This window comes from Trinickia sp. (assembly GCF_036503415.1).
In the GTDB taxonomy this organism is placed as follows: domain Bacteria; phylum Pseudomonadota; class Gammaproteobacteria; order Burkholderiales; family Burkholderiaceae; genus Trinickia.
The window spans coordinates 1-15,849 of record NZ_DASXWY010000192.1 but is presented as its reverse complement, the minus strand read 5'-3'; the positions used below and the strand labels follow the sequence as shown (position 1 = coordinate 15,849).

At 63.3% G+C, this 15,849-nt stretch carries 17 protein-coding genes; 13 read left to right on the top strand and 4 right to left on the bottom strand.

Going from position 1 to position 15,849, the window contains the following annotated elements; all coding sequences use genetic code 11:
* Nucleotides 1–158: 158 nt before the first annotated feature.
* The gene (locus VGL01_RS22905; protein WP_331573450.1) at nucleotides 159–935 is read right to left on the bottom strand and encodes an enoyl-CoA hydratase; all 777 of its coding nucleotides are present in this window, start codon (nucleotides 933–935) and stop codon (nucleotides 159–161) included.
* Nucleotides 936–1,078: 143 nt separating this feature from the next.
* On the opposite strand from VGL01_RS22905, the gene paaN reads away from it, so the two are divergent.
* From paaN to paaK, 5 genes are all read left to right on the top strand, one after another.
* Nucleotides 1,079–2,788 (top strand): phenylacetic acid degradation protein PaaN, encoded by a 1,710-nt coding sequence (paaN, locus tag VGL01_RS22900; RefSeq protein WP_331573449.1) that lies wholly within the window; start codon nucleotides 1,079–1,081, stop codon nucleotides 2,786–2,788.
* A 101-nt stretch (nucleotides 2,789–2,889) separates the two neighbouring features.
* Nucleotides 2,890–4,101, top strand: a complete 1,212-nt coding sequence (gene pcaF, locus VGL01_RS22895) for a 3-oxoadipyl-CoA thiolase (protein ID WP_331573447.1) — start codon at nucleotides 2,890–2,892, stop codon at nucleotides 4,099–4,101.
* An 85-nt stretch (nucleotides 4,102–4,186) separates the two neighbouring features.
* Complete coding sequence (gene paaG / locus VGL01_RS22890) at nucleotides 4,187–4,978, top strand: 2-(1,2-epoxy-1,2-dihydrophenyl)acetyl-CoA isomerase PaaG (RefSeq protein ID WP_331573445.1); 792 nt, start codon at nucleotides 4,187–4,189, stop codon at nucleotides 4,976–4,978.
* 1 nt (nucleotide 4,979) lies between these two features.
* Nucleotides 4,980–5,444, top strand: a complete 465-nt coding sequence (gene paaI / locus VGL01_RS22885; protein ID WP_331573443.1) for a hydroxyphenylacetyl-CoA thioesterase PaaI — start codon at nucleotides 4,980–4,982, stop codon at nucleotides 5,442–5,444.
* Nucleotides 5,445–5,532: 88 nt separating this feature from the next.
* Nucleotides 5,533–6,837, top strand: a complete 1,305-nt coding sequence (gene paaK, locus VGL01_RS22880) for a phenylacetate--CoA ligase PaaK (RefSeq protein WP_331573441.1) — start codon at nucleotides 5,533–5,535, stop codon at nucleotides 6,835–6,837.
* Nucleotides 6,838–6,871: 34 nt separating this feature from the next.
* Here paaK and VGL01_RS22875 read toward each other — a convergent pair whose 3' ends face one another.
* The 3 genes from VGL01_RS22875 to VGL01_RS22865 all read right to left on the bottom strand — a co-directional run bounded on the left by VGL01_RS22875 (nucleotide 6,872) and on the right by VGL01_RS22865 (nucleotide 8,679).
* Nucleotides 6,872–8,008, bottom strand: a complete 1,137-nt coding sequence (locus tag VGL01_RS22875; protein ID WP_331573438.1) for a murein transglycosylase A — start codon at nucleotides 8,006–8,008, stop codon at nucleotides 6,872–6,874.
* A gap of 88 nt (nucleotides 8,009–8,096) precedes the next feature.
* On the bottom strand, nucleotides 8,097–8,471 hold the full coding sequence (gene apaG, locus VGL01_RS22870) for a Co2+/Mg2+ efflux protein ApaG (RefSeq protein ID WP_331573436.1): 375 nt from the start codon (nucleotides 8,469–8,471) through the stop codon (nucleotides 8,097–8,099).
* A gap of 55 nt (nucleotides 8,472–8,526) precedes the next feature.
* Entirely contained in the window at nucleotides 8,527–8,679 is a 153-nt protein-coding gene (locus VGL01_RS22865; protein ID WP_331573434.1) for a hypothetical protein, read from the bottom strand.
* Here VGL01_RS22865 and rpe point away from each other — a divergent pair.
* The 8 genes from rpe to VGL01_RS22825 form a co-directional block, all read left to right on the top strand.
* Nucleotides 8,678–9,370, top strand: coding sequence for a ribulose-phosphate 3-epimerase (gene rpe / locus VGL01_RS22860; RefSeq protein WP_173261014.1), 693 nt, complete (start codon nucleotides 8,678–8,680; stop codon nucleotides 9,368–9,370). The genes VGL01_RS22865 and rpe overlap by 2 nt on opposite strands.
* Nucleotides 9,367–10,122 carry a phosphoglycolate phosphatase gene (locus tag VGL01_RS22855; protein ID WP_331573432.1) on the top strand — a complete coding sequence of 252 codons (756 nt, stop codon included), beginning with the start codon at nucleotides 9,367–9,369 and terminating at the stop codon, nucleotides 10,120–10,122. Before rpe ends, VGL01_RS22855 begins: the two co-directional genes overlap by 4 nt.
* Before the next feature lie 292 nt (nucleotides 10,123–10,414).
* Nucleotides 10,415–11,908: an anthranilate synthase component I gene (trpE, locus tag VGL01_RS22850; RefSeq protein WP_331573430.1), complete on the top strand. Its 1,494-nt coding sequence runs from the start codon at nucleotides 10,415–10,417 to the stop codon at nucleotides 11,906–11,908.
* A gap of 13 nt (nucleotides 11,909–11,921) precedes the next feature.
* The gene (locus VGL01_RS22845; protein WP_331573428.1) at nucleotides 11,922–12,512 is read left to right on the top strand and encodes an aminodeoxychorismate/anthranilate synthase component II; all 591 of its coding nucleotides are present in this window, start codon (nucleotides 11,922–11,924) and stop codon (nucleotides 12,510–12,512) included.
* Between the two features lie 50 nt (nucleotides 12,513–12,562).
* A complete protein-coding gene (trpD, locus tag VGL01_RS22840) occupies nucleotides 12,563–13,594 on the top strand; it encodes an anthranilate phosphoribosyltransferase (protein ID WP_331573427.1) in 1,032 nt (343 codons plus the stop codon).
* Between the two features lie 49 nt (nucleotides 13,595–13,643).
* A complete protein-coding gene (gene trpC, locus VGL01_RS22835) occupies nucleotides 13,644–14,429 on the top strand; it encodes an indole-3-glycerol phosphate synthase TrpC (RefSeq protein ID WP_331573425.1) in 786 nt (261 codons plus the stop codon).
* A 40-nt stretch (nucleotides 14,430–14,469) separates the two neighbouring features.
* Complete coding sequence (locus VGL01_RS22830; protein ID WP_331573423.1) at nucleotides 14,470–15,099, top strand: CYTH domain-containing protein; 630 nt, start codon at nucleotides 14,470–14,472, stop codon at nucleotides 15,097–15,099.
* A 6-nt stretch (nucleotides 15,100–15,105) separates the two neighbouring features.
* The coding region (locus VGL01_RS22825) for a uracil-DNA glycosylase (protein ID WP_331573421.1) at nucleotides 15,106–15,849 on the top strand (744 nt) is incomplete at its 3' end.

The following is a 15,849-nucleotide window of genomic DNA, read 5'->3' as shown; positions in this document are numbered from 1 at the left end:
TCAACTGGTTTTTGGCGCCACCTTGCTGCTATCCCAAAACCGGCCAGACCCGCGCTGCACATCGACTTCCCAAGCTCCGCGCCTCGTTGCCGAATGCGCGAAAGGGCGCAATTCTAGGCCCCTTCCGCGCACCTTGCAAGCCCATTCGCGCACCGGCGCTATCGATGCTTGAAGACGGGTTTGCGCTTCTCGACGAACGCCGCCATTCCTTCCTTCTGATCTTCCGTTGCAAAAAGCGAATGGAACAATCGACGCTCGAAACGAACCCCTTCCGCAAGCGTCGTTTCGTAGGCGCGATTCACCGATTCCTTGACCATCATGACGGCCGGCAACGGGAATTCCGCGATGGTCGCCGCAGCCGCGATCGCTTCGTCGAGCAGCGTCGCGGCCGGCAACACCCGCGAGACCAGCCCTGCCCGCTCCGCTTCGGCCGCATCCATGAACCGGGCAGTCAAGCACAAGTCCATCGCTTTCGCCTTGGAGACCGCGCGCGGTAAGCGCTGCGTGCCGCCCGCACCCGGCATCACGCCGAGCTTGATCTCCGGCTGACCGAATTTCGCGCTGTCCGCAGCGAAGACGATGTCGCACATCATCGCGAGCTCGCAGCCGCCACCTAGCGCAAATCCCGCGACCGCCGCAATGATCGGCTTGCGGATCGTGCTGATCGCCTCCCAGTTGCGCGTGATGTAGTCCCCCTTGTACACGTCCATATAGGAGTACTTGGACATCATTCCGATATCGGCCCCCGCAGCGAACGCCTTCTCGCTGCCCGTCAGAACAATGGCTCCGATGCCGTCATCGGCCTCGAAAGCCCTGAGTGCCGTGCCGAGTTCGTCCATCAGCGCATCGTTGAGCGCATTGAGCGCCTTCGGGCGGTTCAACGTTATGAGCCCGACGCGTCCGCGCGTCTCGACCAAGATGTTTTCGTATTCCATTTCACCTCCTATCTTTTTCACCCGGGAATCCCCAAAAAACGCCCGATATCGTCGCGCGAACGATGGTAACATTCGCAAACCAACCGGTCGGTCAATGAATGGCCGAACTGCCTCCTTCAACTTAGGCCCGCTCTGTCTCCGCCATGACACATCCACTTTTTGCGAAGCACGAAGACACGCTGAAGCACGCCCTTGCCGCTATCGAAACGCGCGGCTACTGGAGCCCTTTCGCGGAAATGCCGAGCCCCAGAGTGTACGGGGAAACGAGCAACGCAGAAGGCGAAGCAGCATTCAAAGCCCATCTTCATCGCACGTTCGAGCTCGATCAACCGGCCACCGGTGAGACCGTCGGCGCGGAGGTATCGCCATACGGGTTTGCGCTCGATGTCCAGTATCCGAAGGCGAGTGCCGATACGCTCATCCCGGCAGCAGTTGCCGCTCAAGACGCTTGGCGCCGCGCCGGCCGCGAGGCGTGGATCGGCGTAAGCCTCGAAATTCTCGCGCGGCTCAATCGCGCGAGCTTCGAGATCGCCTATAGCGTCATGCATACCACCGGTCAGGCTTTCATGATGGCCTTTCAGGCCGGCGGCCCACATGCGCAGGATCGGGCGCTGGAAGCCATCGCCTACGCCTGGCACGAGTTGCGCCGCGTACCCACCGAGGCTCACTGGGAAAAGCCGCAGGGCAAAAATCCGCCGCTCGCGATGAAAAAGCACTATGCGATCGCACCGCGGGGCATCGGGCTTGTCCTGGGCTGCTGCACGTTCCCGACCTGGAACGGCTACCCGGGGCTTTTCGCGGATCTCGCGACCGGCAACGCAGTCATCGTCAAACCTCATCCGGGCGCAATCCTTCCGCTGGCGATTACCGTTCGCATCGCGCGCGAAGTGCTGCGCGAGGCCGGCTTCGATCCCAACGTCGCGACGCTGCTCGCCACGGCGCCGAACGACGGCCCGCTGGTCCAGGCCCTCGCGGTACGTCCCGAAATCAAGCTCATCGATTTCACCGGCAGTACGCAAAACGGAACCTGGCTCGAACGTAACGCACACCAGGCGTACGTCTTTACCGAGAAGGCCGGCGTGAACCAGATCGTGATCGACTCAGTCGACGATCTGAAGGCCGCCGTGCGCAATATCGCGTTCTCGCTCGCGCTGTACTCCGGCCAGATGTGCACTGCGCCGCAAAATATCTACGTGCCGCGCGACGGAATCCGGACATCCGAGGGACACCTGAGCTTCGACGACGTCGCACAGGCGCTCGCTTCGGCCGTCCAAAAGCTCGTCGCGGACCCCGCGCGCGCCGTCGAGGTGCTCGGCGCGATCCAGAATGAGGGCGTCGCCCGCCGCATCGATGAAGCGCGCTCGCTCGGACGCGTCCTCGCGGATAGCGTTGCGCTAGAACATCCCGCCTTTCCCGGCGCGCGCATACGCACGCCCCTGCTGGTGCAGCTCGACGCGTCCAGCGACCTCGCCACAGCCCGTAGCGAGTGGTTCGGCCCGGTCTCGTTCGTCATCGCGACCGACTCGACCAGCCATTCTCTGGAGCTCGCCAGCTCGATTGCTCGCGAGCACGGGGCACTCACGCTGTCCGTCTACAGCACCGACGAGGCCGTGATCGATGCGGCACACGAAGCGGCGATCCAGGGGAGAGTCGCACTGTCGATCAATCTGACCGGCGGCGTCTTCGTCAATCAGTCGGCCGCTTTCTCGGATTTTCACGGAACGGGCGGCAACCCTGCAGCCAATGCTGCCCTGACGGATTCGGCGTTCGTTGCCAACCGATTCCGCGTCGTTCAAAGCCGCGTCCATGTTGCGCCGACCAACAGCGCAACGCCAGCTGGCCAAACGGCATAGACCGAACGGTCGAATGGCGCGCCACCGCGCGCGCCACTACGATGATTCGAACTTTCGCCCGCTCCGGTGCGGGCACGTCTTTGCAGCAATAGGAACCAGCGATGCACGATGCCTTCATTTGCGATGCGATTCGCACTCCGTTCGGGCGCTACGGCGGCGCGTTGAAAGACGTCCGGGCCGATGATCTCGCGGCCGTTCCCATCCGAAGCATCGTGGAACGCAATGGTGGCGTCGACTGGCGCGCGCTCGACGATGTCGTCTACGGTTGCGCGAATCAGGCTGGGGAAGACAATCGTAACGTGGCGAGAATGGCAGCGCTGCTGGCGGGTTTGCCGACCGAGGTCCCCGGCGCGACGTTGAACCGTTTATGCGGCTCCGGTATGGATGCGATCGGGACTGCGGCGCGTGCAATCAAAGCGGGCGAAGCCCGACTGATGATCGCCGGCGGCGTGGAAAGCATGACTCGCGCGCCGTTCGTCATGGCAAAAGCCTCCAGTGCATTTTCTCGTCAGGCGGAGATCCACGACACGACGATCGGTTGGCGCTTCGTGAACGCCGCGCTCAAGCGCGAGTACGGGATCGACTCCATGCCGGAAACCGCCGAGAATGTGGCGGCTCAATTCGAGGTGGACCGGGCCGATCAAGACGCGTTCGCGCTGCGCAGCCAGCAAAAAGCCGCGCGTGCCCAACGCGACGGCACGCTCGCCCAGGAAATCGTCCCTGTCGCCATTCCACAAAAGAACGGCGAAACGGTTCATGTGACTCGCGACGAGCATCCGCGAGAAACTTCACTCGAAGCGCTCGCGAAACTGAGGGGAATCGTACGTCCCGATGGCACCGTTACCGCCGGAAATGCATCCGGCGTCAACGATGGCGCCTGTGCGCTCTTGCTCGCCAACGAAGAAGCGGCAAAACAGTACGGCCTGCGCAGGCGCGCACGCATTCTCGGCATGGCGACAGCAGGCGTCGAACCGCGAATCATGGGCATCGGCCCCGCGCCGGCTGTCCAGGCACTACTGGCGCGCATCAACATGACGCTCGAAGCCTTCGATGTCATCGAACTCAACGAAGCGTTCGCCGCACAGGGTCTGGCCGTGCTGCGCCTGCTCGGCCTTGCCGACGACGACCCACGCGTCAATCCGAACGGGGGTGCGATCGCATTGGGGCATCCGCTCGGGGCGTCCGGCGCGAGGCTGGTCACGACCGCGCTCCACCAGTTGGAACGCATATCGGGCAAGTACGCGCTGTGCTGCATGTGCATCGGGGTCGGGCAAGGCATTGCACTTGCCATCGAGCGGATCGAGAACGCGTAAGCACAGCCCAGGAACGTCAGCAACACCGAAAGCCGTTTTGTCGCGCACGCCAGCTCATCGATATCAAGCAGCCAGGAGACAACCGATGCTCAATGAAGCGATTCGCGTCGATCTCGACGCCGCCTCGCAGGTCGCCACTGTGACGCTCCATAGACCGGACAAGCTCAATAGTTTCACTCGAGCGATGCACGCCGAACTGCGCGCGGCGCTCGACAACATTGAATCCTCCGGCGCGCGTGCGCTCATACTGACCGGTGCGGGACGCGGCTTTTGCGCTGGCCAGGATCTCGCCGATCTGAGCTTCGAGCCGGGCGCCATGACGGATCTCGGCGCACTCATCGACGAAAACTTCAATCCGCTCGTGAGGCGTTTACAGAACCTCCCGTTGCCCGTGATCGCGGCAGTCAACGGTATCGCTGCAGGAGCGGGAGCAAATCTGGCACTCGCCTGCGATATCACCCTCGCGGCCCGCTCGAGCAGCTTCGTCCAATCGTTCGTCAAGATTGGCCTCATTCCCGATTCGGGCGGCACCGCGTTGCTGCCACAGCGCATCGGCATGGCGCGGGCACTGGGCCTCGCGCTGACCGGCGACAAGCTGAGCGCCGAAGACGCCGAGCGGTGGGGGCTCATCTGGCAGGTCGTCGATGATCAACAACTTACGGAAACGGCAACGCGCCTGGCCAGCCGGCTTGCCCAGCAGCCCACGCGAGCCATCGCGGCGATCAAGCGCGCGATGCGTGCGAGTACGACGCAAACGCTCGATCGGCAGCTCGATCTCGAGCGTGACTTGCAGCGCGAACTGGGTGCCTCGCGCGACTATGCGGAAGGCGTCGCCGCGTTTATCGAAAAGCGTGCGCCACGTTTCGAGGGACGCTGATATGTCTGAAGCCCGTCCCCCCGCCCATGCCGAAAACCTCCGTGGCGACGAACTCGCGCACGCTGTCGCAGCGGCGATGTATCGGGCCGACGCATGCTCCCGCGCACTCGGCTTCGAGTTGCTCGAGGTACGTGCCGGCTATGCACGAATGCGCGCGACGGTGCGGCCCGACTTTCTCAACGGCCACGATATCTGTCACGGCGGCCTCATTTTCACGCTCGCGGATTCAACTTTCGCGTTCGCCTGCAACTCGTACAACGTGAATACCGTCGCCTCCGGCTGTTCGATCGAATTCCTGCGCCCGGTCCATGGCGGCGATGTGTTGATTGCCGAAGCCATCGAGCAAACGCTGAATGGACGCACCGGAATCTATGACATCCGTGTAACCAATCGCGCCGGCGAAACGGTGGCGATGTTCAGAGGCAAGTCCACTCAAATTCGTGGGAGTGTCATCGCGGGGAGTTGACGTGCAATCTTCCCCAATCGCAAACAGCTGAAACATGACGGGACACACGGCGAACGTGGAACCCGCAACACGGGAGATGGAGACATTCATGGATACCGCTTTGCCGCTCGAACCGATCGAGACCGCCAGCCGTGACGAACTGGCGAACCTGCAGCTCGAACGCCTTAAATGGTCGCTCAAGCACGCCTACGAAAACTCGCCGGTGTATCGACGCAAGTTCGATGAGGCTGGCGTACACCCCGACGAGTTGACCACGCTAGCCGACCTCGCGCGCTTCCCGTTCACGAAGAAGAGCGACCTTCGCGAGAACTATCCGTTCGGCATGTTCGCCGTGCCGCAGGACCGCATCGCGCGTATCCATGCCTCATCGGGTACGACGGGCAAGCCCACGGTCGTCGGGTATACCGCTCGCGACATCGACACCTGGGCCGGCCTCGTGGCGCGCTCGATCCGCGCCGCGGGTGCGCGACGCGGCGATAAAGTCCACGTCAGCTACGGATACGGGCTGTTCACGGGCGGATTGGGCGCTCACTACGGCGCGGAGCGGGCAGGATTGACTGTGATTCCGTTCGGGGGCGGACAGACTGAGAAACAGGTGCAGCTGATTCGTGATTTTCAGCCCGACATCATCATGGTGACGCCAAGCTACATGCTTGCTCTTGCCGACGAATTCGAGCGTCAAGGCCTGGATCCCGCTCAATCGTCGCTGCGCATCGGCATATTTGGCGCGGAGCCATGGACGAACGAAATGCGCCTCGTACTCGAACAGCGCATGGGGATCGATGCGGTGGACATCTACGGGCTTTCCGAAGTCATCGGTCCAGGTGTCGCCTCCGAGTGCGCCGAGACGAAAGACGGCCCGACGATCTGGGAAGACCACTTCTATCCGGAGATCGTCGACCCCGAAACGGGCGCGGTGCTACCGGACGGTGAGTTCGGCGAGCTCGTGTTTACATCGCTGACAAAAGAGGCGTTGCCGATCGTCCGGTATCGGACAGGCGATCTGACGCGCCTCCTGCCGGGTACCGCGCGTACGATGCGGCGCATGGAAAAAATCACGGGCCGCTGCGACGACATGATGATCGTGCGCGGCGTCAACGTGTTTCCCACCCAGATCGAGGAGTTGCTGCTCAAGCAACGCGCACTGGCGCCGCACTACCAGATCGTGCTGACGAAAGACGGCCCGCTCGACCTGATGACGCTGAACGTCGAGCCGTCCCCCGAAGCCGATGGAAACGTCGCGGCACTCGATGCGGCGCGCTCGGCCCTCAGCTACGACATCAAGGCGCTCATCGGCATTTCGGCGTCCGTCAACCTGTTACCCGTTGGCGGCATCGAACGTTCTGTCGGAAAAGCGCGCCGCGTCGTGGATAAGCGCCGGTCCGGCAATTGAAGACCGGGCGACGCGACGACGCGACCTTCGTGCGCTAGGAGTTCGGCAGCAGCAGCCACATGCGTCCGCTCTGCTTCATCTTGCCGGCGAGATCGCCAGCGTCGTCTCCGAGGCCCCAGAAATAATCGGCCCTGACACCGCCTTTGATCGCCGTTCCGACATCCTGCGCGAAAACGAGCCGGTTCATCGGGGCGTTCGTCATCGGCCGCGTGGTCTGCAAGAACACCGCCGTCCCAAGCGGAATGGAGGCAGGATCGACGGCGATCGAGCGCTGCGGCGTAAGCGGCACGCCAAGCGCGCCCACCGGGCCTTTCTCCTGCCCCGCGAGCGCCGGATCAGGCAAGGGCATCTCGCGGAAGAATACGAAACGCGGGTTGGTGTCGAGCAGCGCGTCGAGGCGCGACGGATTTGCGCGCGCCCACGCCTTGATGCCTTGCATCGTCGCCTGCGAAGGCGTCAATTCGCCGTGATCGAGCAGCCACCGGCCGATCGACTTGTAAGGTTGATTATTGCTTCCGCCGAAACCGACCCGCATCACGCTGCCGTCGTCGAGCACAATGCGTCCCGAGCCTTGCACCTGCAGAAAAAACGCTTCGATCGGATCGTCGACCCAGACGAGTTCGTTGCCCGCCAACGCGCCCGAGCGCTCCAGCTCGGCGCGCGGTGGTAGCGCTGCGCCAGGGCGATAAGCTGCGGGCCAACGATAGAGCGGAAACTGATAGGCTCCGCGGCGCACCCGCGAGCCGTGCAGCAGGGGCTCGTAATATCCCGTCACGAGGCCATCGAGGGTGCCGTCGCCGTTCGCGAATTGAAAGGGAGTGAAATAGGTTTCGAAGAAAGTGCGGGTGCTGGCGACATCGAGATCGTCGAGATGCGCTGCTGCTGAACAAGCATTCTTCCAGCGGGGCTCACGCCCGAGGCGTGCGCAATTCTCGCGTAGCGCCTCGGCCGCGCCGATCAGAGAATCGTCCTGCCAACCCGGGACTTGTTGCCACGCAACAGGCGTCAGACGGGCGGTCGCAAGCTGTCCCGAAACGATGGGTGCCGAAGCCGGCGCCGTCGCGCTCGGGCGCACGACGCCGTTGCCGCCGCAAGCGGCCAGCAGCACCGCGCAGGCTGCTGCCACGGCGCGCCCTGCCGCCCTCAGATCGATGCGCATACGTTTGCTCATTGTTCGATGAAGTCTTGTGCCCGGACTTGCCTGGCGATCGTTTCGCCGGGGCCTGGCGCGTTGCACGCCTGGGCGCTCCCGTGCCCCGTCAATGCAGCGTGCGCGGCATCTGGAGCGTGAATTCGGCCACCGGGGCCTCGAAACGCTCCCCGTCCTCCGCCACGCAGAAGTACTCGCCGCGCATTGTGCCGACAGGGGTCGCGATGACGGCCCAGCTCGTATACTCGAACTGCTCGCCGGGCTGCAGCAACGGCTGATGACCGACGACGCCCAATCCCTTGACCTCCTGGACCTGCTCATCGCTGTCGGTAATGATCCAATGGCGTGCGATCAGTTGCGCCGGCACTTGACCGATATTACGAATCGTCAGCGTGTAAGCGAACGCGTACTGACGGTGCTCCGGGTCCGACTGCTCCGGCAGATAACGCGTCTGCGCCGCCACGCTGAATTGATACTGGCTCATCGTGATTCAGGTTCCATCGTTTCGTTCTGATAAGAAGCCGAAACGAGACGCGACGTCACACGACGTTCGCGCTCTGTTTCGGATTGGCATTCTGCGCGATGGCGCCCTCGGCCGCAACCGAGCAATGATCGGCCAGCCACATAGCAACGCGCGGTAAAATGCCCCTTTCCCTGCCGCCGCCCGCCGACAATGAGGATTGACGCGCCATGACGCAATTCCGTATCGCCCCCAGCATTCTGTCGGCTGATTTCGCCCGGCTGGGCGAAGAAGTCAGCCAGGTCGTCGCCGCCGGCGCCGACTGGATTCACTTCGACGTGATGGATAACCATTACGTCCCGAATCTGACCATCGGGCCGCTCGTATGCGAAGCCATCCGCCCGCACGTCCAGGTGCCGATCGACGTGCATTTGATGGTACGCCCCGTTGATCGCATCGTGCCTGATTTCGCGAAAGCCGGTGCGAATCTCATCAGTTTCCACCCGGAAGCGTCCGAGCACATCGATCGTACGCTCTCACTGATCCGCGATCACGGATGCCAGGCCGGCCTCGTGTTCAACCCTGCCACACCGCTCAACTATCTCGACCACGTGATGGACCGCGTGGACCTGGTGCTCATCATGTCGGTGAACCCGGGCTTCGGCGGCCAGTCGTTCATTCCCGAAGCGCTGAACAAGCTGCGCGCCGCGCGCGCGCGCATCGATGCGTACCGCGAGCAGACGGGTCGGCAGATTCATCTCGAAATCGATGGCGGCGTGAAGGTGGACAACATCGCGCAAATTGCGCGCGCGGGCGCCGATACCTTCGTCGCGGGCTCGGCGATCTTCGGCAAACCCGATTATCGCGCGGTCATCGATGAAATGCGCCGTCAACTCGCCACGACGGAGGCGCTCCCGTCATGAGTGCCGCGCTTCCCAATCAAGCGGCGCCGCGCTTCGCGAGCCTGCGCCTGAGAGCCGCCGTCGTCGATCTCGATGGCACGATGGTGGATACCGCGGACGACTTCACCGTCTGCATCAACGGCATGTTGACCGAGATCGGCGCGGCCCTGCCCGTCACGCGCGACGAAGTCGTCGGTTATGTCGGCAAAGGCTCCGAGCATTTGATCCGCAGCGTGCTCGCCGCGCGGTTTTCGCCGCAAGAGACCGAAGCCCGTTTCGAGACGGCGCTGGCCTGCTATCAGACCCACTATGCGCAGATCAATGGACGCCACACTCAGCTCTATCCCGATGTCGAACGCGGTCTCGCCGCGTTGCACGATGCGGGGCTCAAACTGGCCTGCGTGACGAACAAGCCGCGCCGGTTCGCCGTCGCGTTGCTCGAGCAACATGGGCTCGCGAAGTATTTCTCGATCATCTTCGGCGGCGACAGCCTGCCTCGCAAAAAACCGGATCCGGTGCCGATGCTGGCGGCGTGTGCGGCGCTCGGCGTGGCACCGTCCGAGGCAGTGGCGATCGGCGACTCCGAAAACGACGCGCTCGCGGGGCGCGCAGCCGGCATGGCAACGCTCACGGTGCCGTACGGGTACAACCACGGCAAGGCTATACAAACGATAAATTCCGATGGTATAGTCGGCACGTTGCTTGCAGCCGCGACGGCGATCGTCCGCCATCACGCGAATTTAGAGGCAAGCACTCCATCATCGACGACATAGTTATCACCTCATGTTTCTGAGCAAAAAACGGAGTCTGAGCAGCATCGACCGGGGAGCTTGGCCCTGGCGTCGCTGGTCGCACTGACCTCTCCCCGAGGTATGCTGGGCCCGAGGCCCAGTACCGTTTTTGCTTTGCCGCGCAGCCACGCTCCCATTGCCGCATCGCCCGGATCGCTTCGGGCCGAAGTGACTTCCGAGTCGCCGCCCGGGCTCGCGGTCCAACGGTTTGCCGTGCGCTTCGCGCCGCACCCATGCAATGCCGAAGCGCCGCTCATACGAACAGGATCGGAACATGACCGAACTCGAATTCAAGTCCCTTGCAAGCGAGGGCTATAACCGCATCCCGCTGATCGCCGAAGCGCTGGCCGATCTGGAGACTCCGCTTTCGCTCTATCTGAAGCTCGCTCAAGCCGAGCGCGGCGGCGCGAACTCGTTCCTGCTCGAATCCGTTGTCGGCGGCGAGCGGTTCGGTCGGTACTCGTTCATCGGGCTGCCCGCCCGCACGCTCGTGCGCACCATGAGCGGCAAGACGGAAGTCGTGCGTGACGGCGAGGTCGTCGAGACGCACGAGGGCGACCCGTTCGATTTCATCGATCAGTTCCAGGCCCGCTTCAAGGTGGCGCATACGAGCGGTCTGCCGCGCTTTTGCGGGGGATTGGCCGGGTATTTTGGCTACGATGCCGTCCGCTATATCGAAAAGAAGCTGGCGCATTCGGCGCCGCGCGACGATCTCGGCCTTCCGGATATCCAACTGCTGCTGACCGAAGAGCTTGCCGTCATCGACAACCTCGCAGGCAAGCTCTACCTGATCGTCTATGCCGATCCGTCGACGCCGGAAGCGTACACGCGCGGCAAGCAGCGTCTGCGCGAGTTGCGTCACCGTTTGCGCGCGACGGTTCAACCGCCGGTTACAACGCCCAGCGTGCGCACCGATATTTACCGCGAATTCGCGCGCGAGGACTACCTCGCCGCGGTCCGGCGCGCGAAGGAATACATCGCGGCCGGCGAACTCATGCAAGTCCAGGTCGGCCAGCGGCTCATCAAGCCCTACCGCGACAACCCGCTCTCGCTCTACCGGGCGCTGCGTTCGCTGAATCCGTCGCCGTACATGTATTTCTATAACTTCGGCGACTTCCAGGTCATCGGCGCCTCGCCCGAGATCCTCGTTCGGCAGGAAAAGCGCGGCGACGATCGAATCGTGACGATCCGACCGCTCGCCGGAACGCGTCCGCGCGGCAATACGCCCGAGCGCGATGCCGAACTGGCCACGGAGCTTTTGAACGACCCGAAAGAAGTCGCCGAACACGTGATGTTGATCGATCTCGCCCGCAACGATGTGGGCCGCATCGCACAAACGGGCTCGGTGGCCGTGACCGACAAGATGGTCATCGAAAAGTACTCGCACGTGCAGCATATCGTGAGCTCCGTCGAAGGGCGGCTCAAACCCGGCGTGACGAATTTCGACGTTCTACGCGCGACTTTCCCTGCAGGCACGCTCTCGGGAGCACCGAAGGTGCGCTCGATGGAGCTCATCGACGAGCTGGAACCCGTCAAGCGCGGCCTCTATGGCGGCGCGGTGGGCTATCTTTCCTTCACGGGAGAGATGGATCTGGCCATTGCCATCCGGACGGGCATCGTTCACAACGGCAATTTGTACGTGCAGGCCGCTGCAGGCGTAGTTGCCGACTCCGTTCCCGAGTCGGAATGGCAAGAGACGGAAAACAAGGCGCGCGCCGTGTTGCGCGCGGCGGAGCAGGTGCAAGACGGCCTCGATGCCGACTTCTGAGCGGAGAAAGACCATGCTGCTGATGATCGATAACTACGATTCGTTCACCTATAACCTCGTCCAGTACTTCGGCGAGCTCGGCGAAGACGTGCGCACCTACCGCAACGACGAAATCACGCTCGACGAGATCGCGTCACTGAACCCGGACGCCATTTGCCTTTCGCCGGGGCCGAGCAATCCGCAGCATGCGGGCATCACACTCGACGTCCTGCGGCGCTTCTCAGGCGCCAAGCCGATTCTCGGCGTCTGCCTCGGACATCAGGCCATCGGCGAAGCATTCGGCGGCCGCGTCGTGCGCGCAAAGACGATCATGCACGGCAAAGTGAGCCGGATCGAGACCGATACCAAGGGCGTATTCGCCGACCTGCCGAAGCATTTCACGGTAACGCGCTATCACTCGCTCGCGATCGAGCGCGATACGCTGCCCGATTGCCTCGAGGTGTCGGCGTGGACCGACGATGGCGAGATCATGGGTGTCCGCCACAAGGAGCTGCTCGTCGAAGGCGTACAGTTTCATCCCGAATCGATCCTTTCCGAGCACGGCCACGCGCTGCTCGAGAACTTCCTCAAGATGGCGCAGGCCGGACGGACGGTCGCCGTCTAGCCGTGTACGACCTCGGAACCCGTTACGCCGGCGAAAACAAGGACGAGATCATGACGATCACCCCGCAAGAAGCGTTGCAGCGCACGATCGAGCACCGCGAAATCTTTCATGACGAAATGCTGCATCTGATGCGGCTCATCATGCGGGGCGATCTGTCGCCCGTCATGGCGGCGGCGATCATCACAGGTCTGCGCGTGAAGAAGGAAACGATCGGCGAAATCGCGGCGGCGGCAACGGTCATGCGCGAGTTCGCGAAGCACGTGGATGTGGTGGACAACTCGAATTTCGTCGATATCGTCGGCACGGGTGGCGACGGCGCGAACACCTTCAATATCTCGACGGCCACCATGTTCGTCGCGGCCGGCGCCGGTGCCAAGGTCGCCAAGCATGGCGGGCGCAGCGTATCGAGCAAGTCGGGCAGTGCCGACGTGCTCGAAGCGCTCGGCGTCAACATCGACCTGCAGCCCGAAGAAGTCGCCGCCTCGATCGAGGAGACCGGCATGGGCTTCATGTTCGCGCCGAACCATCATCCGGCGATGAAAAATATCGCTCCGGTACGACGCGAACTCGGTGTGAGAACGATCTTCAACATTCTCGGCCCGCTCACCAATCCTGCCGGCGCACCGAATCAACTGATGGGCGTCTTCCATCCCGATCTCGTCGGTATCCAGGTCCGCGTCATGCAGCGGCTCGGCGCGAGTCACGTGCTCGTCGTCTATGGCAAGGACGGCATGGACGAAGTCTCGCTCGGTGCGGCCACGCTCGTCGGCGAATTGCGCAACGGCGAAATCCACGAGTACGAGATCCATCCCGAGGACTTCGGCATGCAGATGGTCTCCAACCGGACGCTGAAGGTGAGCGATGCGGCCGAGTCGAAGAAACTGCTGATCGAAGCGCTCGAGAACCGCCCGGGCGTCGCGCGCGAGATCGTCACGCTCAACGCCGGCACCGCCCTATATGCCGCGAACGTTGCCGCCTCGATTGCCGACGGTATTCAGCTTGCCCGCGAAGCGATTGCATCGGGCCGCGCCCGCGCCAAAGTGGACGAACTGGCTCGCTTCACACAGCGCTTTGTGCGCTGAGGCTCGAGCCCGGTACCTGAACGAAGAACACGAAACATTGATATTTGCCATGAGCGATATTCTCGAACGCATCATCGCGGTCAAGCATGAAGAGGTGGCTGCCGCGCAACTGAGCGCCCCTCTCGAAGCGCTGCGGCTCGACGCATCGGCCCGTGACCTGCGCGATTTCGTCGGCGCCTTGCGCGCCAAGCATGCGGCCGGGCAGCCCGCGGTCATCGCCGAAGTGAAAAAGGCAAGCCCCTCGAAAGGCGTGCTGCGCGAGCACTTCGTGCCCGCCGATATCGCGCGTTCGTACGAGCGCGGCGGCGCCGCGTGCCTGTCCGTGCTGACCGACGTGCGCTTTTTTCAGGGCAGCGTCGCCTACCTCGAACAGGCGCGCGCCGCTTGCGAGCTGCCCGTGCTGCGCAAGGACTTCATCGTCGATCCCTATCAGATCGTCGAAGCGCGCGCGATGGGCGCCGACGCCATCCTGTTGATCGCCGCGGCACTGTCGACACCGCAAATGCAGGACCTCGAGGCACTCGCCCATTCGCTGGGCCTCGCGGTGCTCGTCGAAGTGCACGACGAGGCCGAACTCGCCGAGGCGCTGACATTGAAGACGCCGCTCATCGGCATCAACAACCGCAATCTGCGCACGTTCGAGACGTCCATCGACACGACGCTGAATATGCTCGAGAGGGTGCCCGACGACCGCATCGTCGTCACCGAGTCGGGTATCCTCGGGCGCGCGGACGTCGAGCGCATGCGTGAACGTTCGGTCCATACGTTCCTCGTCGGCGAGGCGTTCATGCGCGCCGAAGACCCGGGCGCGGAACTCGCGCGCATGTTCTTCTGATGTATTCCTGCGCCGCGCCGCCCGCGGCCATCCGATCGCTATGGGTATAGAACGCGAAATCAAGCTGGCACTGCCACCCGATCAAGCCTCGGCAGCCGAGCGCTACCTCGTCGAGCAGACCGGAGAGGCTGGCCGCGACCTGCCGCTCGAAAACATCTATTTCGACACGCCCGCGCTCGCGCTGACCCAGGCAAGGATTGCGCTCAGGCTGCGCAAGACGCCGAGTGGCTGGCTGCAGACGCTCAAGGCCGCCGGTACGGCGAGGGAAGGCCTGCATAGCCGCCATGAATGGGAAATGCCCGTGGCCGGTGCCTCGCTCGAAACCGATGTGCTCGCTGAGGTCTGCGACGACGCGCAAGCGCTCGCCGTGTTGCGACGCGCCGAGCCGGAACTCGTCGCACTCTTCCGTACGACGTTCGTCCGGCGTCTGTGGCGCATGGTCGTGGCCGGCGCGGTGATCGAGGCGGCCATCGATCGCGGAGAAGTCACCGCGGAAGTGGACGGCGTTGTCCGCCGTGCCCCCATCAGCGAGATCGAACTCGAACTGATCGACGGCGAGGAATCCGCGCTTGCTTCGTTCGCTGCCAAGCTATCCGCGAACGTGCCGGGCCTCGTGCCCGAGAATGTCAACAAGGCGCAGCGCGGGTACGCTTTGCGAGCGGGCGGCTGATTCGCGATGGCCCGCGCACGCCCCCCCCAGAGTTCGGATTCGGCGCAAGCGTCGCTCTTCGACGTCCCCGCCGCACCGCCCGCGATTTCGCAGCCCGGTCTAAGCGCGCCGCTCGAGGCGCAGTTCGATACGCTACCGACCGAGTGGCGCGAACATCTCAGGCCTTTCCTTGAAAGCGAAGCCTATGGGCCGCTCTGCCGCTTCGTCGACGCTCAACTCGCCTCGGGCAAAACGGTCTATCCAGCTGATGTATTTAGAGCATTACGCCTCACCCGCCCCGACGCCGTCAAAGTTGTGATCGTCGGACAGGACCCTTATCACGGCGACGACGGCGGGCACCCGCAAGCCCACGGACTCGCCTTCTCCGTGCCGGAACCGGTGCGGCCGCCGCCTTCATTGCGCAACATCTTCAAGGAGATCGCGGCCGATCTCAGTTGCGAAATGCCGCGGCGGGGGTGCCTCGACGCATGGGCCAGGCAAGGCGTGCTGCTGTTGAACACGGTGCTGACCGTCGAGCGCGGAAAAGCCGCCAGCCATGCCAAACGCGGCTGGGAGCAATGCACCGATACGCTGATTCATGAGCTCGCGCATCGGCACGAGGGGCTAGTGTTCATGCTGTGGGGCGCCCATGCGCAGGCCAAACGTGCGCTGCTCGACGCGAGACCGCATTGCGTACTCGAAGCGCCGCATCCCTCGCCGCTTTCGGCGCATCGCGGCTTTCTCGGCTGCCGCCACTTTTCGCTTGCGAAC